Annotated in this window: 15 protein-coding genes and 2 pseudogenes; 13 read left to right on the top strand and 4 right to left on the bottom strand. The window is 59.0% G+C overall.

The features are described from left to right. The first annotated feature begins 104 nt into the window (after nucleotides 1–104). From ACYCCG_RS22590 to ACYCCG_RS22555, 8 genes and pseudogenes are all read left to right on the top strand, one after another. The gene (locus tag ACYCCG_RS22590) at nucleotides 105–593 is read left to right on the top strand and encodes an imm11 family protein (protein WP_256559351.1); all 489 of its coding nucleotides are present in this window, start codon (nucleotides 105–107) and stop codon (nucleotides 591–593) included. A gap of 147 nt (nucleotides 594–740) precedes the next feature. Then, nucleotides 741–3,490 (top strand): annotated as a pseudogene (locus ACYCCG_RS22585) (RHS repeat-associated core domain-containing protein); the annotation flags it as partial. Between the two features lie 2 nt (nucleotides 3,491–3,492). Further along, entirely contained in the window at nucleotides 3,493–4,023 is a 531-nt protein-coding gene (locus tag ACYCCG_RS22580; protein WP_252458246.1) for an SMI1/KNR4 family protein, read from the top strand. A gap of 200 nt (nucleotides 4,024–4,223) precedes the next feature. Next, nucleotides 4,224–7,073, top strand: a pseudogene (locus ACYCCG_RS22575) (RHS repeat-associated core domain-containing protein); the annotation flags it as partial. Nucleotides 7,074–7,721: 648 nt separating this feature from the next. Then, entirely contained in the window at nucleotides 7,722–8,546 is an 825-nt protein-coding gene (locus ACYCCG_RS22570) for an AraC family transcriptional regulator (protein WP_021781797.1), read from the top strand. A gap of 64 nt (nucleotides 8,547–8,610) precedes the next feature. Continuing rightward, nucleotides 8,611–10,017, top strand: coding sequence for an NAD(P)/FAD-dependent oxidoreductase (locus ACYCCG_RS22565; RefSeq protein ID WP_459671821.1), 1,407 nt, complete (start codon nucleotides 8,611–8,613; stop codon nucleotides 10,015–10,017). Between the two features lie 33 nt (nucleotides 10,018–10,050). After that, on the top strand, nucleotides 10,051–10,392 hold the full coding sequence (locus tag ACYCCG_RS22560; protein WP_108191785.1) for a cupin domain-containing protein: 342 nt from the start codon (nucleotides 10,051–10,053) through the stop codon (nucleotides 10,390–10,392). A 52-nt stretch (nucleotides 10,393–10,444) separates the two neighbouring features. Then, entirely contained in the window at nucleotides 10,445–11,524 is a 1,080-nt protein-coding gene (locus ACYCCG_RS22555; protein WP_028697402.1) for a polyamine ABC transporter substrate-binding protein, read from the top strand. A gap of 131 nt (nucleotides 11,525–11,655) precedes the next feature. Here ACYCCG_RS22555 and ACYCCG_RS22550 read toward each other — a convergent pair whose 3' ends face one another. Next, complete coding sequence (locus ACYCCG_RS22550; RefSeq protein ID WP_021781794.1) at nucleotides 11,656–13,239, bottom strand: peptide chain release factor 3; 1,584 nt, start codon at nucleotides 13,237–13,239, stop codon at nucleotides 11,656–11,658. 557 nt (nucleotides 13,240–13,796) lie between these two features. Here ACYCCG_RS22550 and ACYCCG_RS22545 point away from each other — a divergent pair. From ACYCCG_RS22545 to ACYCCG_RS22530, 4 genes are read left to right on the top strand one after another with little or no spacing between them, the layout of a single operon-like run. After that, nucleotides 13,797–14,510, top strand: coding sequence for an ABC transporter permease subunit (locus tag ACYCCG_RS22545; RefSeq protein WP_176685717.1), 714 nt, complete (start codon nucleotides 13,797–13,799; stop codon nucleotides 14,508–14,510). Nucleotides 14,511–14,523: 13 nt separating this feature from the next. Beyond that, nucleotides 14,524–15,438 carry a glycine betaine ABC transporter substrate-binding protein gene (locus tag ACYCCG_RS22540; RefSeq protein ID WP_339444671.1) on the top strand — a complete coding sequence of 305 codons (915 nt, stop codon included), beginning with the start codon at nucleotides 14,524–14,526 and terminating at the stop codon, nucleotides 15,436–15,438. Then, entirely contained in the window at nucleotides 15,435–16,088 is a 654-nt protein-coding gene (locus ACYCCG_RS22535) for an ABC transporter permease (RefSeq protein ID WP_028697400.1), read from the top strand. The genes ACYCCG_RS22540 and ACYCCG_RS22535 overlap by 4 nt, the downstream gene beginning before the upstream one ends. Beyond that, nucleotides 16,085–17,242 carry an osmoprotectant ABC transporter ATP-binding protein OsmV gene (locus ACYCCG_RS22530; protein ID WP_339444670.1) on the top strand — a complete coding sequence of 386 codons (1,158 nt, stop codon included), beginning with the start codon at nucleotides 16,085–16,087 and terminating at the stop codon, nucleotides 17,240–17,242. The genes ACYCCG_RS22535 and ACYCCG_RS22530 overlap by 4 nt, the downstream gene beginning before the upstream one ends. A 409-nt stretch (nucleotides 17,243–17,651) precedes the next feature. Here ACYCCG_RS22530 and ACYCCG_RS22525 read toward each other — a convergent pair whose 3' ends face one another. The 3 genes from ACYCCG_RS22525 to ACYCCG_RS22515 all read right to left on the bottom strand — a co-directional run bounded on the left by ACYCCG_RS22525 (nucleotide 17,652) and on the right by ACYCCG_RS22515 (nucleotide 21,658). After that, on the bottom strand, nucleotides 17,652–20,081 hold the full coding sequence (locus ACYCCG_RS22525; RefSeq protein ID WP_209967906.1) for a TonB-dependent siderophore receptor: 2,430 nt from the start codon (nucleotides 20,079–20,081) through the stop codon (nucleotides 17,652–17,654). Nucleotides 20,082–20,189: 108 nt separating this feature from the next. Next, a complete protein-coding gene (locus ACYCCG_RS22520) occupies nucleotides 20,190–21,152 on the bottom strand; it encodes a FecR family protein (RefSeq protein WP_459671817.1) in 963 nt (320 codons plus the stop codon). Nucleotides 21,153–21,172: 20 nt separating this feature from the next. After that, nucleotides 21,173–21,658 (bottom strand): RNA polymerase sigma factor, encoded by a 486-nt coding sequence (locus tag ACYCCG_RS22515; protein WP_003248496.1) that lies wholly within the window; start codon nucleotides 21,656–21,658, stop codon nucleotides 21,173–21,175. A gap of 507 nt (nucleotides 21,659–22,165) precedes the next feature. Here ACYCCG_RS22515 and ACYCCG_RS22510 point away from each other — a divergent pair. Continuing rightward, on the top strand, nucleotides 22,166–23,329 hold the full coding sequence (locus ACYCCG_RS22510) for a type III PLP-dependent enzyme (RefSeq protein ID WP_021781787.1): 1,164 nt from the start codon (nucleotides 22,166–22,168) through the stop codon (nucleotides 23,327–23,329). The last annotated feature ends 485 nt before the right edge of the window (nucleotides 23,330–23,814 follow it).

Here is a 23,814-nt window from a genome sequence, read left to right as displayed (position 1 = left end):
GTCGGCGCTGAATAAAAACTCTGCTAGAGAACCAGCTTGTGGTTAGGAATCATATACTTTCTATTTCAGATGATTACCCTGAGAGTTACTGGCTGAAGGTAAAGATGTTGTCAGGTGAAGAATCTGGGGTTTTTAAAGAGGGTGTGGCTGTAAGCAAGGATATAAAAGTCTGCTTCGAGGGATCAAAAAGGGTCAGTGCCTCCAAGCTCTTGAGCTATGATTTTTTTTACAGTGACGGGCCCAATTTGATTTCGCCACGGCTCTACGAATTAATGAGGGCAGAAAACATTTCTGGTGTTCAGTTTGTGGATGCGGATCTACTGATAGGTGAGGTTTCCTATGCTGGTTACAAAGTGTTCAGCGTGATTGATAAATCACCAGCTTTTAACTTGAAGGAGTCCGTTAGCGAACCGTTGCTTAGCTATATGCCAGATGGCCCTAGATGGTTCAGCAAGATAGTTTTGGATGATGAGGCAATACTTTCTAGTGACGTCGTTAGGGCTGAAGAGGAAAGCTCCGTCATTGTGGTGGCTGCTCGCGTCAAGTCTATTTTTGAAAATAGCTCGGTTCGCGGAGTGCAGTTTAAGGATTAGATATCTTGTCTTCGGGTCTTTCGAGATTTACTTTCTGCATAAGTTTTGTTGTGAGAGTTTGGTGGTGTGATCTTTAACAGTTAAGTATTGGACTGGCTCTGCCAAAGTGTTAGCGGAGCCAGTATTTTTACGGCATATATCGGCTAGCGCATCTACAACCCGTACAAGCAGGTGTACTTGGTGTGCACCGAGGGCGACCACTTCCTGCACTTCACTCGCACACCCGACGGAACATTGATCGACATCAGCGCCACCGGCGGCCCCCGCGTGCACCTGCAGTACGACAACCCGCTGGGTCGCCTAACCGACATCAAGCGCGTGGTGAACAACGAAGCGGTGGAAACGCTTATCACCACCTGACCACGCTGGTGACCCAGGTCAGCTACCCGGATGGCAGCACCTGGCGAGCGCGCTACGACGACAAGGGCAACCTGCTCGCCGAATTCGATGCCCTCGGCCAGATGACCGAGTACCTGAACAGCGATGACGGCCTGCCGCACACGATCATCGATGCGACCTACAAGTCCAAGTACCTGTGGTGGAACACCCTGGCCCAGGTCGAGCGCTACCAGGACTGCTCGGGCAAGAGCACGTACTACCGCTATGACGAACGCCAGCACCTGGTCGCGGTAACAGACGCGCTGAACCAGACCACCACGCTGGCGCGCAAGCCCGACGGCGAAGTGCTGCGTATCAGCCACCCGGACGGCACCACGGAAAGCTTCACCTACAACGTCTACGGGCAGGTGCTCAGCCACACCGACGGCAAGGGCCAGACCACCCGCCTGATGCGCACGGCCCGTGGCCTGCCGAGCAGCCGCCAGGATGCCAAGGGCCAGCGGGTTCGCTACGAGTACGACAAGGCCATTCGCCTGACCGCGCTGGTCAACGAGAACAACGCCACGTACAGCTTTGCCTACGACGTTTCGGACCGGCTGAGCGAAGAAGTGCGGGTGGATAACCTGACCCGGCGTTTCAGCTACGACGTCGGTGGCCATCTCACACGACTGGATGAGATTGGCTATGGCGAAAATGCCGAGCGGCCCGAGCGCCATACGCTGTTCGAGCGTGATGCCATTGGTCGCCTGATCGCCAAACTGAATAGCGACGCACAACAGCGATTCACCTATGACGACGGTGACCGGTTGCTGAGCATCGAGCGCCAACCGACCGGGATCGGCAAGCAGCTTGGGATCACGGAAGAAAAGCTTGAGTACGCCTACGATCTGCTCGGTCGGCTGACGAAAGAAATCAGCCCTGACGGCACGCTCGGCTACGAGTACGACCCGCTCAGCAACCTGACCACGCTGACCCTGCCGGATGGGCGCAAGGTCAATCACCTGTATTACGGCAGTGGCCACCTGCACCAGCTGAATCTGGATGGTCAGGTGATCAGCGACATGGAGCGCGATGACCTGCACCGCAAGGTGTACCGGACCCAGGGCAAGCTCACCAGTTGCTTCGGTTATGACGCCATGGGGCGCAAGGCCTGGCAGTTTGCCTCGACCTTGCCGGCCGACAAGCTCTCGCAGGTGCACAACACCGGCATCAATACCTCGTTGCTGGTCGAGCACGCCTACAACCCGATCCACCGCCGTTACCAGTACGACCCGGCCGGTGAACTGGTGCGAACCCTCGACAAGCTACGCGGTGAGATCAAGTACGAATACGAAGCCAACGGCCAGTTGCGCAGTCGCGATACCGGCTCGTTGATCGGCAGCGAGGAGTTCCGCTACGACCCGGCAGCCAACCGCCTGGACTTCAATGCGCGGCAGTTCGACAAGGTCAAGGACAACCGGATCAAACAGTGGCGGGATCAGGAATACCGCTACGATCCGTGGGGCAACCTGATAGAGAAACGCTCTGGGCACAGCAAGCTGCAGCACTTCGCCTATGACTGTGAGAACCGGCTGGTGCGGGCGGAGACGTTGGTCAATGGCAAGCTGGAAAGCCGAGGCGAGTACCGGTACGACAGCCTTGGGCGGCGGGTGGCCAAGCAGGCTGAAATCAAGGGCGAGGTCGAACAGAAGCGCTTCCTCTGGCAGGGGCTGAGGATGCTGCGGGAGGAAACGCCTGAGCAGAGTATCTTGTACCTGTACGAGCCGGGTAGCTATGCGCCGTTGGCGCGGGTCGATCAAGTTGAAGGGGAAGGGCAGAAGGTCTATTACTTCCATACTGACCAGATTGGTACGCCGCTGGAGCTGACCGATAGCCACGGCAAGATTGTTTGGCAGGTGACTTACCGCTCATGGGGTGAGGTAGAAAACCTGTCTATTAATGAGGTAATACAGAATCTCCGATTCCAAGGTCAGTATTTTGATGGCGAAACAGGTCTACACTATAATACTTTCCGATATTATGACTCTGGTGCTGCCCGATTTGTTACGCAAGATCCAATTGGTTTACTAGGGGGGCAAAATCTTTACAGGTATGCTTCAAATTCACTTGGCTGGATTGATCCCCTCGGATTGAGTCCTTGTGGTATTAAGTATGGTGAGCTGGATAGCTTGGGTCGCCCAACAGGGGTTCAGGCACGATTAAATTTTAGTCATATTAATAGTGGTACCCATGCTAGTCCTAACATTCAACCCCCAGGGTTCATTACCGGGGCGGGCTCTAATAGGGCAAGAGGTCACTTGCTAGGAAGGCAATTGGGTGGGGCCGGAGATGACGCGCGAAACCTCATCACAATTCAACAGCGCCCGGCTAACACGCCTGTGATGAGTGCTGTGGAGGGACGGATAAGAAAAGCTCTAGAGCAAGGTCAAGTCGTTGACGTAAATATTGTGCCAATTTACCATGGGCCTTCCAGGATTCCTGCTGGCATTACAATTAAGGCAGAAGGCTCGGGCGGATTATTTGAAAACCTCACTGTGCTAAACCCCCCAGGAATGTAGATATGGCTATTAATAATTTGACTGCACTAATGCCTTCCCCGCAAAGCCCTGTAGATTCGGGAGTGGGACGAAAATGGCCTGAAATAGAGCAGGGTCTACCATTTCCATCAGATTATATTGATTTTATCAATTTCTATGGGTCAGGGCGAATAGCGGACTTTATACTTATTTTCAACCCATTCAGCAATAACGAAGATATAAATTTTTACGATCAGTTTAAGTTTGTGCTGGGTGATTTGAAGGAGCTAATAGAGTCCGACCCTGATTACTATAATTATTTAATTTATCCGGCTTCTGGTGGTTTGATCCCTGTGGGCGTGACTGATAATGGTGACTACATATTTTGGACGGTTGATTCTATAGAGGATAGTGACTCTTGGGGAACTGCCATCATTGCGTCTCGGTCTCCTGATGTTGAGTATTTTCAGTCAGACTTGACTACAACTTTGGCGGGCATTCTTTCTGGGGGTGTAAAACCCAATTCTTTCCCTGACTCATTCCCACCTGGAATGGTTAAGTTTGATGTGTTTTAGTGGATTCAAGAATTATGTTTCTATAAGTTTAGCTGGATCTAAAATTGATTGGGTAGCTTTTGTATTTAAAAGTTTCGACAAGAAGCTGCAGCAATATCTGGCTTGGTCAAAGTGGTGGTGTTTGCAGGCTTGTTTTTTAATATTTGATGCCTGAGGCGACTGCCAACATTGTCTCAGTCGTTTCAGTATGCTAACCCTAGGCCCAGGTCGAGCGTTATCAGGACTGTTCGGGCAAGAGCACGTACTACCGCTACGACGAGCGTCAGCACCTGGTGGCGGTGACCGATGCGCTGAACCAGACCACCACGCTGGAACGCAAGCCCGACGGCGAAGTGCAGCGCATCAGCCACCCGGACGGCACCACCGAAACCTTCACCTACAACGTCTACGGTCAGGTGCTCAGCCACACCGACGGCAAGGGCCAGACCACCCGCCTGATGCGCACGGCCCGCGGCCTGCCGAGCAGCCGCCAGGATGCCAAGGGCCAGCGGGTTCGCTACGAGTACGACAAGGCCATGCGCCTGACCGCGCTGGTCAACGAGAACAACGCCTCGTACAGCTTTGCCTACGACGCTTCGGACCGGCTGAGCGAAGAAGTGCGGGTGGATAACCTGACCCGGCGTTTCAGCTACGACGTCGGTGGCCATCTCACACGACTGGATGAGATTGGCTATGGCGACAATGCCGAACGGCCAGAGCGCCATACGCTGTTCGAGCGTGATGCCATTGGCCGCTTGGTCGCCAAGATCAATCGTGATGCGAGCCAGACATTCGCATACGACGACGGTGACCGCTTGCTGAGCATCGAGCGGCAACCAACCGAGATCGGCAAGCAGCTTGGGATCACGGAAGAAAAGCTTGAGTACGCCTACGATCTGCTCGGTCGGCTGACCAAAGAAATCACCCCTGACGGCACGCTTGGCTACGAGTACGACCCGCTCAGCAACCTGACCACGCTGACCCTGCCGGATGGGCGTAAGGTCAATCACCTGTATTACGGCAGTGGCCACCTGCACCAGCTGAACCTGGACGGGCTGGTGATCAGCGACATGGAGCGAGACGACCTGCACCGCGAGGTGTACCGCACTCAAGGCAAGCTCACCAGTTGCTTCGGTTATGACGCCATGGGGCGCAAGGCCTGGCAGTTTGCCTCGACCTTGCCGGCCGACAAGCTTTCGCAGGTGCACAACACCGGCATCAATACCTCGTTGCTGGTCGAGCACGCCTACAACCCGATCCACCGCCGTTATCAGTACGACCCGGCCGGTGAACTGGTGCGTACCCTCGACAAGCTACGCGGCGAGATCAAGTACGAGTACGAAGCCAACGGCCAATTGCGCAGTCGTGATACCGGCTCGTTGATCGGCAGCGAGGAATTCCGCTACGACCCGGCAGCCAACCGCCTGGACTTCAATGCGCGGCAGTTCGACAAGGTCAAGGACAACCGGATCAAACAGTGGCGGGATCAGGAGTACCGCTACGACCCGTGGGGCAACCTGATCGAGAAGCGCTCGGGGCACAGCAAGCTGCAGCATTTTAGCTATGACTGCGGGAACCGGCTGGTGCGGGCGGAGACGTTGGTCAATGGCAAGCTGGAAAGCCGAGGCGAGTACCGGTACGACAGCCTTGGGCGGCGGGTGGCCAAGCAGGCTGAAATCAAGGGCGAGGTCGAACAGAAGCGCTTTCTCTGGCAGGGGCTGAGGATGCTGCGGGAGGAAACGCCAGGGCAGAGCATCTTGTACCTGTACGAGCCGGGTAGCTATGCGCCGTTGGCCCGGGTTGATCAGGTTGAAGGGGAAGAGCAGAAGGTCTATTACTTCCATACTGACCAGATTGGTACACCGTTGGAATTGACGGACAGCGACGGCAAGATCGTTTGGCAGGCGACTTATCGGTCATGGGGGGCACTGGAACATCTTGCAGTCGATGAGATTGAGCAAAATATACGCTTCCAAGGCCAGTACTTTGATGATGAATCAGGTCTGCACTACAATACTTTCAGGCACTATGATCCGGAGTGCGGGAGGTTCGTTACGCAAGATCCAATTGGGCTTGTAGGAGGATTTAATCTTTATTTATATGCCCCTAGCCCTATTCTCTGGCTCGACCCAATGGGACTGGCAACGTATAACACCATGCCGGGCATCGAAGGGTTCCAAAAACACCATATTATCCCACAGCAGCTAGTGGATCATCCTGTTTTAAAAGCGTCAGGCATGAATATACACGCGCTGAATAATATAATTTATCTCCCGACGCATGAAGAGCTCCATCCTACGCGAACAGTCCACAGAGGATCTCACCCGGGGTATAGTCGAGATGTCAAAGCAAGTTTGAATGAGGTAGAGAAAATTGGGCGTCAGGAAAAATGGACACAAGCCCAATATAAGGCAGCTGTTGATGATATTATTAGCGAAAATCGTCAAGGCTTGCGCAAGGGCAAAATAAAACTTAATAAAAACTCAATTAGAGGGGGTGGCATGTTAATGAAACTGATTGAGCCTGTGGATAATTATCCTGAAAAATATTGGCTTTCCTATGATCATGGGACCAACATAGATCACTTGAGTTTTCAAGAGTGCAAACTGATTTCGGGTTCTGATTTGCCAGTTCAGCTTTCACTCAAGCAAAAGGTCGGCTTGAGTGCGTTTAGGAAGTATGACTATCTTTTTAGTGATGGGCCTGACATTATAACGTCTAGGCTTTTCAATATTTTTCTTGATATGGGGCTTGAAGGTGAGATTCAGTTTGTACCTGCATGTGTTGTGATCAATGGCGATGTGTATAATGATTATTACGCAGTGAACTATTTAGCATCAGAAAGCGCTTTTGATATGGAAAGGTGCATTTATAAACCCTTAATAAAATCATTGCCTGACGGGCCTAAAAGATTCAGTAGGATCGTTCTGCAGGATATCGAACCAACTCATTCAATTTTTCGCGCGTTGGAAAGCATGTCGCGCATCGTAGTGTCGAATCGGGTAGCTGAGTCGCTTCAAGATAAGGCTATGATTGGTATTTGTTTTGTTGAAGGTCGGGATGATATGTGAGCTTGTATTTTCTAATGGCATTTTCGGATGACTAATACTAAGTGCCCGGGGTCACCTTGGTTGTTCGCTTGAGTTTAACAGCGGTAAGCCTACAACGTCCGACGGCACACTGACCGACTTCAGCGCCACCGGCTGCACCCACGTGCGCCTGAATTACGACAACCCGCTGGGTCGCCTGACCGACATCAAGCGGGTGGTGAACAACAAAGCGGTGGAAACCCTCACCTAGTACCAGTTGCTGGCCAGATAACTGAGGGCTTTGCCCAGGGCATTCTGCGACGTTACCTGTGGGTGCGGTTTTCTCCAAACCTACAAAATCTGGGGATTCGACTATGTTCGCGCCTGCCTACCTTGCACATGCCTTTTGTAGCGAAGAGTTGTAGCAAAAGGGCCGCAAAGAGCGGCCCCCAAAATCTCAATGCATAAAGAACCAGATCAGAATGATCACCGGAATCGGCACCCCAATCATCCAAAGCAGTATCGAGCGCATGGCCTTTCTCCTTGTTCGATGGTGACAAGAAAGGTGCAGCCGCCATGCCAGTTGTATCAAAAAACTACATTCATAAGAATCAAAGGCTTACCTTCCAAGCCGCCTGAGCACACCGTGCAATATGCAGGATCCACGCCCTTGCACCTGGGTGTTCTGCAATGCACTATCCTCCCATGATCGCCACCACCCTCCCCGACGGCCCCGAGCAAACCCCGCTCACCGCCGAAATCGTGCTGCGCTACCACCTCTGCTGGAAGCACCGCGACCTCGACGGTGTCATGGCGCTCTACCACCCCGATATCCAGTACCACGACTTCTTTCAGAACCGCGTGCTCGGCCACCAGGAACTGCGCGACTACGTACGCGCCTGCCTGCCCCATGAAGCCGGCGAGGACATCGTCCACAGCGACCGCATCCGCGTCGATGGCTGCACCGCATTCATCCAGTATCAGGTCACGGTCCAGGGCGGTGACGGCCTGGTTGCGTTCCAGTCCAGCGAGGCGATCACCGTCAGGGACGGGCTGATCTGGCGGGTCAACGAATACGCCACACTGGTCCGCCAGAACGGCACAGGCCACGCCAACAGCGGCCCGCGCCCCGCCACCAGCCGCCTGGGCCTGTCGCCTCGGCAGTTGTCGACCATGGCCCAGGACCTGGAGCACTACTTCCAGCGTCAACGCCCCTACCTCGACCCGGAGCTCGACCTGCAACAGGTCGCCGACGCCAGCGGCTACAGCCGCAACCAGATTTCCTACCTGCTCAACCAGGTGCTGGGGCAGAGCTTCTACCGCTACGTCAACCAGGCACGCCTGCAGCACCTGATGGCCAGCCTCGGCGATGATAGCGTCGAGGCGACGATCGACGAGCTGGCCTTCAGTGCCGGCTTCAACTCGCTGTCGGCGTTCTACAAGTGCTTCCGTGAGCACACCGGGCTAACGCCCAAGGCCTACCTGAAGCAAATTTCCCTGCGTGCACGCACGTAAGACAGCTGCCCGCTGACACCACTACGATCGCCCACAGACCTTGACGGATGTGGAGCCGAACCCGATGCAACCCCTGCGCACGCTCAGCCTGTGGATGGACCAGCTCGACGAGCCGCTGTGCGCGCGCCCGGCACTGCGCAATGACCTCGACGTTGACGTGTGCATCATCGGTGCCGGCTATACCGGCCTTTGGACCGCGTACTACCTCAAGCGCCAGGCACCCCAGCTGAACATTGCGGTGATCGAAGCCCAAATCGCCGGCTTCGGCGCTTCCGGCCGTAATGGGGGCTGGCTGATGGGCAACCTGCTAGGCGAAGACCGCCTGCTCGGCACCCTCTCGCCGCAACAGCGCCGCGCCAGCATCGACCTGCTGCACGGCATCCCTGATGAAGTGCATCGCGTGTTGCAAAGCGAAGGCATCGACTGTGACTACCGCAAAGGCGGCGTGCTGTATTGCGCGGCGCGCTACCCCGAGCAGGAACGTAGCCTGCGCGCCTACCTCGACGACTTGTATCGCCAAGGCATGACCGAGGACGACTACCGCTGGCTGAGCCCCGAGCAGTTGGGGAGCCAACTGCGGGTCAGCAATGCGTTTGGAGCCATTTACAGCCCGCACACGGCGACCATCCAGCCAGCCAAGCTGGTGCGCGGCCTTGCCCGGGCAGTAGAGGCGCTGGGCGTATCGATCTACGAAAACACCCCGGCCATCGACTGGCAGCCGAGCGAGGTGCGTACCCCGCTGGCACAGATTCGCTGCCAGTGGATGGTGCCTGCCGTGGAGGGTTACGCCGCCAGCCTGCCGCCACTGGGCAAACATCAGTTGCCGGTACAGAGCCTGCTGGTGGCCACCGAGCCGCTGCCGGAGGCTACCTGGGAGCAGATTGGCCTGAGCCAGGGCCAAGCCTTCAGTGAAAGCAGCCGCCAGGTCACCTACGGCCAGCGCACCGCCGACAACCGCCTGGTCTTCGGCGCCCGCGGTGGCTACCGCTTCGGTGGGCGTCTGCGCGAAAACTTCAACCTCGACGAACACGAAGTCGAACTGCGCCGCTACCTGTTCAGCGAACTGTTCCCGCAGCTCAAACAGGTACGCATCACTCATACCTGGGGCGGCAACCTCGGCATGGCGCGACGCTTCCGCCCACACATGCTCTGCGACCGCCAGCGCGGCATCGCCCTTGCCGGCGGCTACGGCGGCGAAGGCGTCGGGGCTACCAACCTGGGTGGGCGCACCCTGGCGGCGCTGATCCTCAACCAGCACAACGAACTGACAGCACAACCCTGGGTGCTCGACAACCGCCCGCTATCGAGCCTGGCCAGCTGGCCCCCCGAGCCCTGCCGCTGGCTGGGCTACAACGCGATCATCCAGAGCTTCGTCCACGAGGACCGGACCCTCGCCAACCCCGCCAGCGCGCCGTGGAGGCGGCGCCTGGCCATATCGCTTGCGGACTTCATGGAAGGCTTCATGCACTGACTTCCCTTATCACTCGTACAGGATCCACCGGTCATGAGCATCACCCAGTTCAAGAACACCGAATTTGCTGTGCTCGACAGCTCCAACCCGGTCGCGGTACCGCTCGGCGACCCCGTGGCAGTCACGTCAGTCACCTGCGTGGAGCGCAGCGATGGCGTCGAAACCGGCATCTGGGAATGCACCCCAGGGCGCTGGCGGCGGCAGATCGTGCAACAGGAGTTCTGCCATTTCATCAAGGGCCGCTGCACGTTCACCCCCGACGGTGGCGAGCCCCTGGTCATAGAAGCCGGAGACGCATTGATGCTACCGGCCAACAGCACCGGCACCTGGGACATCCAGGAGACCGTGCGCAAGACCTACGTGCTTGTTTTCTGATCCGCTGATCGCCTGCCTTCGATAACAACAGACAAAGCAAGGTAAACCCGACATGCGCACCTTCCTCCTCGCCCCTCTGATGCTGGCCGCCAGCGTGGCCAGCGCCGCTGAAACGGTGAAGATCTACAACTGGTCCAGCTACGTGGCCCCCGATACGTTGAAGAACTTCCAGCAAGCCAGCGGCATCGTGCCGACCTATGACGTGTACGACAGCAATGAAACCCTTGATGGCAAGTTGATGACCGGCAATTCCGGCTACGACGTGGTGTTCCCCTCCAACCACTTCATGGCCCGGCAGATTCAAGGCAAGGCCTTGAAGCGCTTGGACAAGTCCCAGCTGCCCAACTGGCACAACCTCAACCCGGTGCTGCTCAAGGCGCTGGAGGTGAACGACCCGGGCAACCAGTACGGTTTCCCGTACCTGTGGGGCAGTACCGGCATTGGCTACAACATCGACAAGGTCAAGGCGGTGCTCGGCGACAACGCGCCGGTGGACTCCTGGGACCTGATCTTCAAGCCCGAGTACATGAGCAAGCTGAAAAGCTGTGGGGTCGCGGTGCTGGACAATGGCCCCGAACTGCTGCCGATCGCCCTGCACTACCTGGGTTTGCCCCATCACAGCCAAGACCCCAAGGACTACGAGAAGGCCAAGGAACTGCTGATGAAGGTGCGGCCGTACATCAGCTATTTCCACTCGTCCAAGTACACGGGCGACCTGGCCAACGGCGATATCTGCGTAGTGGTGGGGTTCTCAGGGGATGTGCTTCAGGCGAAGAACCGCGCCGATGAGGCGAACAATGGCGTGAAGGTGGGCTATTCGATACCCAAGGAGGGTGCGCCGATGTGGTTCGACATGGTCGCCATGCCCGTCGATGCGCCGGATGAAAAGGCCGGATATGCCTACATGAACTACCTGCTGCAGCCGGAAGTGATGGCCAACATCAGCAACCATGTGCAATACGCGAACGGCAACCTCAAGGCAGACGGGCTGGTGGACCCGGCGATGAAGGGTAATACGATGATTTACCCGAGCGACGAGGTGATGGGCAAGCTGTATGCGCTGGAGGCGATGCCGGCGAAGATCGACCGTATTCGTACGCGAATCTGGACCAGTATCAAAGCCGGAAATTGAAATGGGGCCGCCTAGCGGCCCTTCGCGGGCACGCCCGCTCCCACAGGTATCACATGACCTCCAGGTTTGGTGATTCCCTGTGGGAGCGGGCGTGCCCGCGAAGGGCTGCAAAGCAGCCCCGATTTCAAGCCTTAATGGTGCTCGCGGGTAGCGCGGAACTTGATATCCGGCCAGCGCTCTTCCATCAGCGCCAGGTTGACCCGGGTCGGCGCCAGGTAGGTCAGGTGACCGCCGCCGTCGATGGCCAGGTTCTCCATGGCCTTGGTCTGGAATTCCTCGAGCTTCTTCTTGTCATCGCAGCTGATCCAGCGCGCGGACCAGACGGTGATAGGCTCGTAGGCGCACTCGACCTTGTACTCTTCCTTCAGCCGGCTGGCGACCACGTCGAACTGCAGCACACCGACCGCACCCAGGATGATGTCGTTGCTGCGCTCAGGGAAGAACACCTGAGTAGCACCTTCTTCGGCCAGCTGCTGCAGGCCTTGACGCAGTTGCTTGGATTTCAGCGGGTCTTTCAGGCGTACGCGGCGGAACAGCTCCGGCGCGAAGTGCGGAATACCGGTGAAGCCCAGCGCCTCACCTTCGGTGAAGGTGTCGCCGATCTGGATGGTGCCGTGGTTGTGCAGGCCGATGATGTCACCGGCAAAGGCCTCTTCCAGCTGCTCACGCTCGGAGGAGAAGAACGTCAGCGCATCGCCGATACGCAGGTCTTTGTTCAAGCGCACATGGCGCATTTTCATGCCTTTCTCGTACTTGCCCGAGCAGATGCGCATGAAGGCGATACGGTCGCGGTGTTTCGGGTCCATGTTCGCCTGGATCTTGAACACGAAGCCGGTGAACTTCTCTTCCACAGGCTCCACGGTACGCTCGTTGGCCACACGGCCAAGCGGACGCGGCGCCCAGTCGACCACGGCGTCGAGCACGTGGTCGACACCGAAGTTGCCCAGCGCAGTACCGAAGAATACCGGGGTCAACTGACCGTTGATGAACTCTTCCTGATTGAACTCGTGGCAGGCGCCCTGCACCAGCTCCAGTTGCTCGACGAACGCGTCGTACTGGTCGCCCAGGTGTGCGCGGGCTTCGTCCGAGTCCAGTTTCTGGATGATCTTGGCTTCGGTGCGCTCGTGGCCGTGGCCCGGGGTGTAGACGATGATGTAGTCGCCAGTGAGGTGGTACACACCCTTGAAGTCACGGTAGCAACCGATTGGCCAGGTGATTGGCGCGGCCTTGATCTTCAGAACGGCTTCGATCTCGTCGAGCAGTTCGATCGGGTCGCGGATGTCACGGTCGAGTTTGTTGATGAAGCTGACGATTGGCGTGTCGCGCAGCCGGCACACGTCCATCAGGGCGATGGTCCGCGGCTCTACACCTTTACCGCCGTCGAGCACCATCAGCGCCGAGTCCACCGCAGTCAGGGTGCGGTAGGTGTCTTCGGAGAAGTCTTCGTGGCCCGGGGTGTCGAGCAGGTTGATCATGTGCTCGCGATACGGGAACTGCATCACCGAGGTGGTGATGGAGATGCCGCGCTGCTTCTCCATTTCCATCCAGTCGGAGGTGGCGTGGCGGTCGGACTTGCGCGACTTCACGGTACCGGCGACGGCAATGGCCTTGCCCATCAGCAGCAGCTTCTCGGTGATGGTGGTCTTACCGGCGTCGGGGTGGGAAATGATTGCGAAAGTGCGGCGCTTCGCGACTTCGGCGGCCTGGTTGGTCATGGGAAATCGCCTGACTGGGGGATTTGAAAGGGGCAGTATCATACCTGAAGTTGGGCCTGGACCAAAATCTGCCGAATGAATGGCGCCTGTGCCGGCCTCTTCGCGGGTAAACCCGCTCCCACAGGTACGACACAGGATTCGAATGCGGTGCAGTCTGTGTAGGAGCGGGTTTACCCGCGAAGAGGTCGGCATAGACAAAAGAAATCCAACAGGCAATCGCTTTATCACGACAAATGACCAAAGCGCAGTTATTTCAACGCCTGCAGCACATTAAGTCGCTGTTTTTTCTCGCCAAAAATCCTGCCACCCAGTGATTAACGCTGGCCAAATGCTGCCTCAAATGGGAACCTTGACACCCATGGAGACGTCCACTCCCCTGCAAACCGCTTCGATTGGGGACTGGTTTCATCAGCATTTTCGGGCCCGACGGGGTTCGGCTCATGGCCTGATCGCAGCCCTCGGCTTGCATCACGCTGCTACTCGCGAACACACCACCCGCCGCCAGAATTGGCCGGCAACCAAGAAGTGTGCTCGCCGACTACACAAGGAGTCCACCTGTGGCAAAACGCTACGGTTCGGGGCTGTTGGGATGGGCCGCCGTGCTCGTCATCCTGGCCCTGCTGGTCCACTGGATCGGCATCGACACGATCGCGCGTTATCGCGACGATCTTGGGTTCTACCTGCAAGCGCACCTGGTATTGGTGCTGGCTTCGATGGCGGCGGCGCTGGCCGTGGGCATCCCCGCCGGCATTGCGTTAAGTCGACCGCACCGGGTCGACAAAGCCGAGCGCTTCATGCAGTTCTTCAACGTTGGCAACACCATCCCCCCCCTGGCCGTTCTGGCCATCGCCCTCAGTATCCTGGGCATCGGAGCCGGGCCTGCGATCTTCGCGCTATTCCTCGCCTCCCTCCTGCCCATTGTGCGCAACACCTACGAAGGCCTGAAAAACGTCCCTGCTTCGCTCAAGGAAGCCGCCACCGGCATTGGCATGACCCCGCGCCAGCAACTCTGGCAGGTGGAGCTGCCCAACGCCGTGCCGATCATCGTCGGCGGCGTACGCGTGGCCCTGGCACTGAATGTGGGTACCGCACCGCTGGCGTTCCTGATCGGCGCCAACAGCCTGGGTAGCCTGATCTTCCCCGGCATCGCCCTGAACAACCAGCCACAACTGCTGCTGGGTGCCGCCTGCACCGCGCTGCTGGCACTGGTGCTGGATGCGGCGGTGAGTTTCTCCAGCAAGCGCTGGCTGGAACGCGGCCTGGTCCAATAAGGATAGGAAACGTATGAAGAAGAGAATCGCCTTGCTACTGGGCGCGGCCTTGCTGTTCGCAGGATTTGCCAAGGCAGCTGAAAAACCGCTGATCCGCATCGGCGCGCGGGTGTTCACCGAACAGACCGTGCTCGCCGAAATCACCGCGCAATACCTGCGCGCCAACGGCTTCGATGTGCGTGTCATCGGCGGGCTTGGCAGCAACCTCGCACGCCAGGCCCAGGAAACCGGCCAGCTCGACCTGATGTGGGAATACACCGGTGTGTCGCTGGTGTCGTACAACCACATCGAAGAGCGTATGCCCAGCGCCGAGGCAACCTACGCCAAGGTCAAGGAGCTGGATGCCAAAAAAGACCTGATCTGGCTGACCCCGTCGAAATTCAGCAACACCTATGCCCTCGGCTTGCCGAAGCAGGTCGCCGAGGCCTACCCGCAGCTCAACTCGATCAGCGACCTCAACCAGGTGCTGCGCGACGAGAGCAAGCATAATCACCTGGTGGCCCTGGATACCGAGTTCGCCAACCGCCCCGACGGCCTGGTAGGCCTGCGCGAAATGTATGGCCTGCCACTGGGCCGGCGCAACATCCGCCAGATGGACGCTGGGTTGGTGTACACCGCCATGCGCAACAATCAGGTGTTCGCCGGCCTGGTGTATACCACCGACGGCCGCCTGGACGCTTTCAACCTCAAGCTGCTGGAAGACGACAAACACTACTTCCCCGACTACACCGCCGCGCCGGTGGTGCGCAAAGCCACGCTCGACGCCAACCCGCAACTGGCTGGCCTGCTCAAGCCGCTGGCCGAGCAACTGGATGACCAAACCATGCGCCAGCTCAACGCCAAGGTCGATGTCGAGCACCAGAACCCCACTGCCGTGGCCGCGGACTTTCTGCGCAAGCACCCACTGAACAGCGAGGGCCAGCCATGAACCTGATCGATACCTTCAGCCACCTGGACTGGGCCCAGGTGCTGCACCTGACCTGGCAGCACATCATGCTGGTCGGCGTTGCCGTGGGCCTGGCGATTCTGGTCGGGGTGCCGCTGGGCATCCTGATGACTCGTTTTCCGGCCCTCGCAGGCCCGCTGCAGGCCAGCGCCACAGTGCTGCTGACCATCCCCTCGATTGCCCTGTTCGGCCTGCTGTTGCCGTTCTACTCCAAGTTCGGCCAGGGCCTGGGGCCGTTGCCAGCGATCACTGCGGTGTTCCTGTACTCGCTGCTGCCGATCCTGCGCAACACCTACCTGGCCCTGACCAATGTCGAGCCCGGCATCCGTGAAGCCGCACGCGGTATAGGCATGACCTTCGGCCAGCGCCTGCGCATGGTCGAACTGCCCATCGCCGTACCGGTCATCCTCGCCGGTGTACGCACCGCCGTGGTCATGAACATCGGTGTCATGACCATTGCTGCCACCATCGGCGCCGGCGGCCTGGGTGTGCTCATCCTCACCTCCATCAGCCGCAGCGACATGTCGATGCTGCTGATCGGCGCCTTGCTGGTGAGCCTGCTGGCAATCATCGCCGACCTGCTGCTGCAAACCCTGCAACGTGCCCTGACTCCAGAAGGACTGCGCTCATGATCGAACTGAAGAACCTCAGCAAAACCTTCAACGTCAACGGCAAGGACGTCAAAGCCGTCGACTCGGTAAGCCTCACTGTCAACGAAGGGGAAATCTGCGTGTTCCTCGGCCCGTCGGGCTGCGGCAAGAGCACCACGCTGAAAATGATCAACCGCCTGATCACGCCCACCTCGGGCCAGGTGTTCATCGATGGCGAAGACACCACCGGGCTGGACGAAGTCACCCTGCGCCGGCACATCGGCTATGTGATCCAGCAGATCGGTTTGTTCCCCAACATGACCATCGAAGAGAACATCACCGTGGTCCCACGCCTGCTTGGCTGGGACAAGCAGAAATGCCACGAGCGTGCTCGCGAGCTGATGCACATGATCAAGCTCGAACCCAAGCAGTACCTGCAACGCTACCCGCGCGAGCTGTCCGGCGGCCAGCAACAGCGTATCGGCGTGATTCGTGCCCTGGCAGCAGATGCACCCGTGCTGTTGATGGACGAACCGTTCGGCGCGGTCGACCCGATCAACCGCGAGATGATCCAGAACGAGTTCTTCGAAATGCAGCGGGCGCTGAACAAGACGGTGATCATGGTCAGCCACGACATCGACGAAGCGATCAAACTGGGCGACAAGATTGCCATCTTCCGTGCCGGCAAGCTGTTGCAACTGGACCATCCGGACACCTTGCTAGCCCATCCGGCGGATGATTTCGTCAGCAACTTCGTGGGCCAGGACAGCACGCTCAAACGCCTGCTGCTGGTGCGTGCCGAGGATGCCGCAGACAACGCGCCATCGGTGAGCCCGCAAACGCCTGTGAGCGATGCGCTGGAGCTGCTCGACGAGCACGACCGCCGCTACGTGGTGGTGACCGATGCACAGAACAAGGCGCTGGGCTATGTGCGCCGACGCGACATGCACCGCCAGCAAGGGACGTGTGGCGATTTCCTGCGACCGTTCAATGCCACGGCGGCGCACGATGAGCATTTGCGCATCCTGTTGTCGCGCATGTACGAGTTCAACCGGGCATGGTTGCCGGTGCTGGATGCCGAGCAGGTGTTCTTGGGCGAGGTGACGCAGGAGTCGATTGCGGCGTACCTGAGCTCAGGGCGATCGCGGGGGGCGAAGACCAGTATCGTTTCGCCAGCTGAGGCCGTTGCTTCGTAAACGTCGGGGGCGCTTTGCGCTCCTTCGCGGGTAAACCTACAGCGGCCTGCGCCCAACCACCGATGTGTGTCCACCACCGATCATGTGTAGGAGCGGGTTCACCCGCGAATGCGGTAGCGGCGGCAACGGTGAGCGGCTGGTGAAATTGGCCAGCAGGCCCGGCCCTTTCGCGGGTGAACCCGCTCCTACGACGGCCTGCGCCCAATCACCGATGTGTGTCCACCACCGATCAATGTGTAGGAGCAGGTTCACCCGCGAATACGGTAGCGGCGGCAACGGTGAGCGGCTGGTGAAATTGGCCAGCAGGCCCGGCCCTTTCGCGGGTGAACCCGCTCCTACCCCCAAACCTCGAAGGCCTGGAGGCTCTCGGTACCCGCGAAGGGCTGCAAAGCGGCCTGGCAGCCTCGGATCAAAACCCTACACTGGCCTGCACATAGAAGGTCCGTGGTTCACCCACATAGAGGCCGGCATTGTTGTCACTGGAGCGGGTGAAATACTGCTTGTCAAACAGGTTCTTCACCCCCGCCGCCAGCTTCAGGTTGGACAACTGCGGCCCGAATTCATAACCGCCACGGGCATGCCAGGTCACGTAGCCCGGAATATCGCCATACCGCCCGTCAGCACTCGGCTCGGTGATGTAGTCGCCATTGAAACTGCCATCGGCATTGATTCCGGTGCCGGGTGCGCGCTGCCTGGATTGGGCGTAGGCATCCAGGTTCCAGGTCCAGTGGTTGACCGCGTAACGCACCCCGGCAGTGGCCACCTGGCGTGAATAGAACGGCAGGTCACGGCCCTTGAATCCCGGGATATCCCCTTCATAGGTTGCGCGGGTATAGGTGTAGCCACCGCTCACCGACAGCCCGTCCAGGCGCGGGTCCAGCCCGGCCAGGTCATAGCGCACCGAGGCCTCGACACCCTGGTGCCTGGTCGCCCCCAGGTTGGTCCAGCCCACGTCGTTGCTGATGTACTGCAGCTCATCATCGAAGTCGATGTAGAACGCCGTCAGCTCACCGGCAAAGCCACCATTGTCATAACGGGTACCGATTTCGTAGGTCTTGGCCTTCTCCGGCTCCAGGCCATTGGCCGTACTGTTGCCAGAACCGCCCTGGCCCAGCTGGAAGTACTGCAGGCTACCGAACGAAGTCTCGTAGTTGGCGAACACCTTCCAGGCATCGGAAACGTGGTACATCACGCTCAGTGCCGGCAAAGGCTCGTTGCTGGTGATGCTGCGCTTCTTCTCGGCTACCGGGCGGTTGTTGGCGTCCAGTACCGGGCGGTCGCGCCAGTCGGTATTGATGTGCTCGAAGCGCACGCCAGGGGTGATGGTCCAGTTGCCCACGTCGATCTTGTCGTCGATGTAGTAGGCGCTGGCTTCAGTACCGCCGCTGCGGTCCTGGAACACGTGGCCGTCAGAAGTCGGGGTCACCGTCGGCACGTTGTCGATCAGCGCCAGCCGAGTCGTCTGTTCGCGCATCGCTTCCTTCAGGTAACGGTAACCGACACTGACTTCCTGGGTGGTTGGGCCGGCAAAGAAGATGCGCGAAACACGGGGTTCGATGGCAAAGGTGTGGTAGTTGCGCGGGTACGACGACAACGTCTTCATGTCCCGCGAGGCAATGGTGCTGCCGCGGAAACTGTCGGTGTAGTAAGTCAGCACTTCGAACTGGGTGGCATCGTCGAGCTGCCGCTGCCATTTGAACGACACATCCTTGCGCCGGCCCGCGAAGTAGTCGTAATCGCGCAGCGACTGGTACGGGTTGCTGTCGTATTGGGCCTGGGTCAGGCCACCCGGCATGTCGGCACGGCCATCGTAATAATGGAAGTTGAGCCAGAACTCATCGACATCGGTTGGCGCCCAATGCGTCTTGAGGATAACGTCGTCGATGTCGTTGCCGTTGTTGCTTTCACGGTAACCGTTGCCATTCACCCCGGTGTACAACAGCGCCACGCCCATGCCATTGTCGGCCGTCCCGCCGACGAACGCTGACTCGGTGTGTTTCCAGCCACCGTGCCGGGAGGTTTCCAAGGTGGTGGACAGCTCTGCCGAGGCCTTTTGCGGAATCGCCCGGGTTACGAAGTTGATCACCCCGCCCACGTTCTGCGGGCCGTAGCGCACCGAACCGGCACCGCGCACGACGTCGATGCTGTCGAGGTTGCCAGAGGAAATCGGTGCCATTGACAGCTGTGGCTGGCCATACGGCGCGAAGGCGGCCGGGATACCATCGATCAGTACCGTGGAGCGCGGCGACAGGCGCGAAGTAAGGCCACGCACGCCCACGTTCAGCGACAGGTCGCTGCCACCGGTTCCGTTGGAGTCCTGTACTTGCACGCCGGGGATGCCACGCAGCACGTCGCGCACATTCATTGCACCCTTTTCCACCATTGCCTCGCGGCGCACCACGGTGCGTGCCCCGGGGTGGTTCTGTACCACGCTCTGCTGGGCATCCCCCAGCCAGTCACCGACCACCTTGATATCGGTGGGTGCCAGCTCCAGGCTGCCGCTACCCAGGTCAAGGGTAGTCGGCAGAGGCTTCACCACAACGGTGTCCCGGGACATCTCGAAGGTGAGCCCGCTGCCTTGCAGCAGCTGTTGCAGCGCCTGCACCGGCGTCAGGTTGCCCGATACCGCCGGGGCCTGTTTACCGGCGACCAGCTCGGGGCTGAAAAACAGCTGCAGGCTGGTCTGCTGGCCGAGCTGGTTCAGCGCCGAACCCAACGGCTGAGCCTGGATCTGGAGGGTATTACCGGCCTCGGCGGCCTGGCTGTCAACGGCCACAGTGCTGACCGCCAGGGCCAGCGCCAGGGCGCGAAAGCGTGGGAGGGATTTGTTGTTGTTCACGTCGTCGAAACATCCTGGAATGCGGAATAAACGCCAACCGCGTGCAAATGGAAATGCTTGGCAGTTGCAGCTGGCGAGGAAGACGAACGAGTGAAAAAAAACCTGAATCTATTTGGCGATTATTTCGCTGGAGCCGTCTTCATGGGCCTTGATGGCCACCGGCAGGATGCTCGGCAAGGCCCGCAGCAGAGCGTCTGGGTCGTTGGTGCTGAAGGTGCCTGACAGGCGCAGCCGGGCGACTTTACCAGGGGCGACCCGCAATGGCTGGCTACGGTAGCGAGAAGCTTCGGCCACTACTTCGGCGAGGATTGCATTGTCGAACACCAGTTTCCCCTGACGCCATGCGGTCATGGCGCCGATATTGACCGCATAGGGTGCGGCGACCAGGCCCTGTGCATCTATATGCGACCCCTGCCCGGCCGTCAGTTGCGCCAGCGAGGCGCCCTTGCCCTGCACCCGCACCGACCCCTGTTCCACCGCCACACGGGTGCTGGCTGGGTCCAGGCGTACGTCAAAGCGGGTACCTGTGACGATCACACTGCCCTGGGCAGTGTCGACCACAAACGGCCGGTTACTGTCATGGGCGACGCTGAACATCACTTCACCGGCGTTCAGGCGCACGTGCCGCTGGCCGGCGCTGAACTCCACCTGCAACTGCGTGCTGCCATTGAGCTCGAGATGCGAGCCATCCGGCAGTTCGACCTGACGGCGCTCATTGAAGGCCGTCTGCAGGCTGCCCTGATGGTTCAGTTGCAGGTAGTGCCAGCCACCCCAGCCCAGGGCCAGCGCCACTGCCGCGACACTGGCGGCCAACGCCTGGCGCATGAAACGCCGTCGTGGCAGCTGCTGTACCGGGTCTGGCTGGCACAGCGCCTCCAGGCGCTGGCGTGGAATGAAGTCGGCGGCCTGCCACACGCGGCAGAGATGCTCGTATTCTTCCCGGTGGTGCTCGTCGCTCGCCAGCCAGGCACGCAACTGTTTGTGCAGCCCGGCATCCCGAGGTGCGTCCTGCACGCGGGCGAACCATGCGGCCGCCTGCTCGCGGACGGCATCGGTACCGTGCTGTTCCATCGAAAAGATCTCCTGACTCTTCATGCCGACACATCCAGGTGCTCACGCAGGTGCCGGAGCGTGCGGATCATATACTTTTCGACCATGTTCTTGCTCAACCCCATGCGCTCGGCAATCTCGGCCTGGGTCAGGCCTTCGAGCTTCTGCCAGATGAACACCTGCCGACAGTTGAGTGGCAGCTCGGCCAGGGCCCGCTCGACGCTGTCGGCCAGCTCCAGGGCATGCACGTAGGCTTCCGGGTCGCCACTGCCGGTTGCGCCTTCTTCGAAGGCTTCCCGCTCCAGCGCCTGGCGGCGGTCCTCGCGACGGAAGCCATCCACAGCGATGTTGCGCGCAGCCTGATGCAGGTAGGCGCGTGGCTGCTCAACCTGCTCGCGCGGGGTTTCCAGTACCCGGACAAAGGCATCATGGGTGAGGTCCTCGGCCTGCTGACGACTGCGCAGCTTGCGCGTCCAGGTGCCGATCAGCTCATGGTAGTGGTCGAGGAAGCCTTTGTGTCCGGACACGGTCGGGGGTCATCGGGGAGGCAGATAAGGGTGCGAATAGTAATGTTTCTCATCAAAAGCAGCAAATCCGCCAGTCGGTAACAAAAAATTTATGGGCGATTTCCTGTACGGGGGTACCAGGAAAATGTGGCCATAAATATGAACACCTCCGGCCCTTTCGCGGGCAAGCCCGCTCCCACATGGAACGCGTATCCCCTGTAGGAGCGGGCTTGACCGCAAAGGGCCCAACACGCTCCATTCCACAATTTTTTACGCTTGAAAGATCGCAGGGAACATCAGCCGGTCACACGAGTCGGTTATTCAAATGGCTGGTCGTCGATCCACGTCGATCACGCCCGGATTGCCTGTTGATTCTGCATTCTTCACGCCCTAAAGTGCGCGCCGAACGTCCATGCTGGAAACGATCCATCCGGCTCAAGTACTGAGTAGGCGAACCAAAGTGGGGATACGGAGGACGTTCAGTTTGCAGCCACTTAATCTTTCAGTTTGCCCATGGAGTCCCTGAGCATGTCGATCCAGGTCGAAGACTATTTCGCGCGTGAAACCTTCCAGAAAATGAAGGCGTTCGCTGACAAGCAGGAAACCCCGTTCGTACTCATCGACACCCAGATGATCAGCCAGGCGTATGACGACCTGCGCGCCGGTTTCGAATTCGCCAAGGTCTACTACGCGGTCAAGGCCAACCCGGCCGTGGAAATCATCGACCTGCTCAAAGAGAAAGGTTCGAGCTTCGACATCGCCTCGATCTACGAGCTGGACAAAGTACTGGGCCGCGGTGTCAGCGCCGACCGTATCAGCTACGGCAACACCATCAAGAAGTCCAAGGACATCCGCTACTTCTACGAGAAGGGCGTGCGCCTGTACGCCACCGACTCGGAAGCCGACCTGCGCAACATCGCCAAGGCCGCACCGGGCTCGAAAGTGTATGTACGCATTCTGACTGAAGGCTCCACCACTGCCGACTGGCCACTGTCCCGCAAGTTCGGCTGCCAGACCGACATGGCCATGGACCTGCTGATCCTCGCCCGCGATCTGGGCCTGGTGCCTTATGGCATCTCCTTCCACGTGGGTTCGCAGCAACGCGACATCAGCGTGTGGGACGCCGCCATCGCCAAGGTCAAGGTAATCTTCGAACGCCTGAAAGAAGAAGACGGCATCGAACTGAAGCTGATCAACATGGGTGGTGGCTTCCCGGCCAACTACATCACCCGTACCAACAGCCTGGAAACCTACGCCGAAGAAATCATCCGCTTCCTCAAGGAAGACTTCGGTGACGAACTGCCGGAAATCATCCTCGAGCCTGGCCGTTCGCTGATCGCCAACGCCGGCATCCTGGTCAGCGAAGTGGTGCTGGTCGCACGCAAGTCGCGTACCGCCGTCGAGCGCTGGATCTACACCGACGTAGGCAAGTTCTCCGGCCTGATCGAAACCATGGACGAAGCCATCAAGTTCCCGATCTGGACCGAGAAGAAAGGCGAAGCCGAAGAAGTGGTCATCGCCGGCCCGACCTGCGACAGTGCCGACATCATGTACGAGAACTACAAGTACGGGCTGCCGCTGAACCTGGCCATCGGTGACCGCCTGTACTGGCTGTCGACCGGCGCCTACACCACCAGCTACAGCGCAGTGGAATTCAACGGTTTCCCGCCGCTGAAGGCTTACTACCTGTAATGCACGACGGGGCCGAAAGGCCCCGTTTTCATGTGTGTGCTGTCGGTGCTGGCCTCATTGCGGGTAAACCGTACAACGGCCTGCCCCGAACCACAGATGCGTGTGTAGGAGCGGGTTTACCCGCGAATACGGTAGCGGCGGCAACGGTGAACGGCGGGTGGAAATTGGCCAGCAGGCCCGGCCTCTTCGCGGGTGAACCCGCTCCTACGACGGCCTGTGCCTAACCTCCAGTGTAGGAGCGGGTTTACCCGCGAATACGGTAGCGGCGGCAACGGTGAACGGCGGGTGGAAATTGGCCAGCAGGCCCGGCCTCTTCGCGGGTGAACCCGCTCCTACGACGGCCTGTGCCCAACCTCCAGTGTAATCGATGGACTCGCCCCCGCCGAGGCATCACAGTGCCACGGTGGTGTTCGAAGAAGCCAACGGCAGCGAGGGCGAGACCATGAAAAAGCATAGTTCGAAACACGATTCCCTGTCTTCCACTG

It is taken from the genome of Pseudomonas sp. VEM90 (assembly GCF_054611535.1).
This window is presented reverse-complemented; position numbering and strand designations above follow the sequence as displayed.

Excerpts from the sequence above, each read along its gene's own strand:
- ACYCCG_RS22590 (WP_256559351.1), top strand. The coding sequence starts at position 105 with ATGTTGTCAGGTGAAGAATCTGGGGTTTTTAAAGAGGGTGTGGCTGTA.
- ACYCCG_RS22580 (WP_252458246.1), top strand. The coding sequence starts at position 3,493 with ATGGCTATTAATAATTTGACTGCACTAATGCCTTCCCCGCAAAGCCCT.
- ACYCCG_RS22570 (WP_021781797.1), top strand. The coding sequence starts at position 7,722 with ATGCACTATCCTCCCATGATCGCCACCACCCTCCCCGACGGCCCCGAG.
- ACYCCG_RS22565 (WP_459671821.1), top strand. The coding sequence starts at position 8,611 with ATGCAACCCCTGCGCACGCTCAGCCTGTGGATGGACCAGCTCGACGAG.
- ACYCCG_RS22560 (WP_108191785.1), top strand. The coding sequence starts at position 10,051 with ATGAGCATCACCCAGTTCAAGAACACCGAATTTGCTGTGCTCGACAGC.
- ACYCCG_RS22555 (WP_028697402.1), top strand. The coding sequence starts at position 10,445 with ATGCGCACCTTCCTCCTCGCCCCTCTGATGCTGGCCGCCAGCGTGGCC.
- ACYCCG_RS22550 (WP_021781794.1), bottom strand. The coding sequence starts at position 13,239 with ATGACCAACCAGGCCGCCGAAGTCGCGAAGCGCCGCACTTTCGCAATC.
- ACYCCG_RS22540 (WP_339444671.1), top strand. The coding sequence starts at position 14,524 with ATGAAGAAGAGAATCGCCTTGCTACTGGGCGCGGCCTTGCTGTTCGCA.
- ACYCCG_RS22535 (WP_028697400.1), top strand. The coding sequence starts at position 15,435 with ATGAACCTGATCGATACCTTCAGCCACCTGGACTGGGCCCAGGTGCTG.
- ACYCCG_RS22530 (WP_339444670.1), top strand. The coding sequence starts at position 16,085 with ATGATCGAACTGAAGAACCTCAGCAAAACCTTCAACGTCAACGGCAAG.
- ACYCCG_RS22520 (WP_459671817.1), bottom strand. The coding sequence starts at position 21,152 with ATGGAACAGCACGGTACCGATGCCGTCCGCGAGCAGGCGGCCGCATGG.
- ACYCCG_RS22510 (WP_021781787.1), top strand. The coding sequence starts at position 22,166 with ATGTCGATCCAGGTCGAAGACTATTTCGCGCGTGAAACCTTCCAGAAA.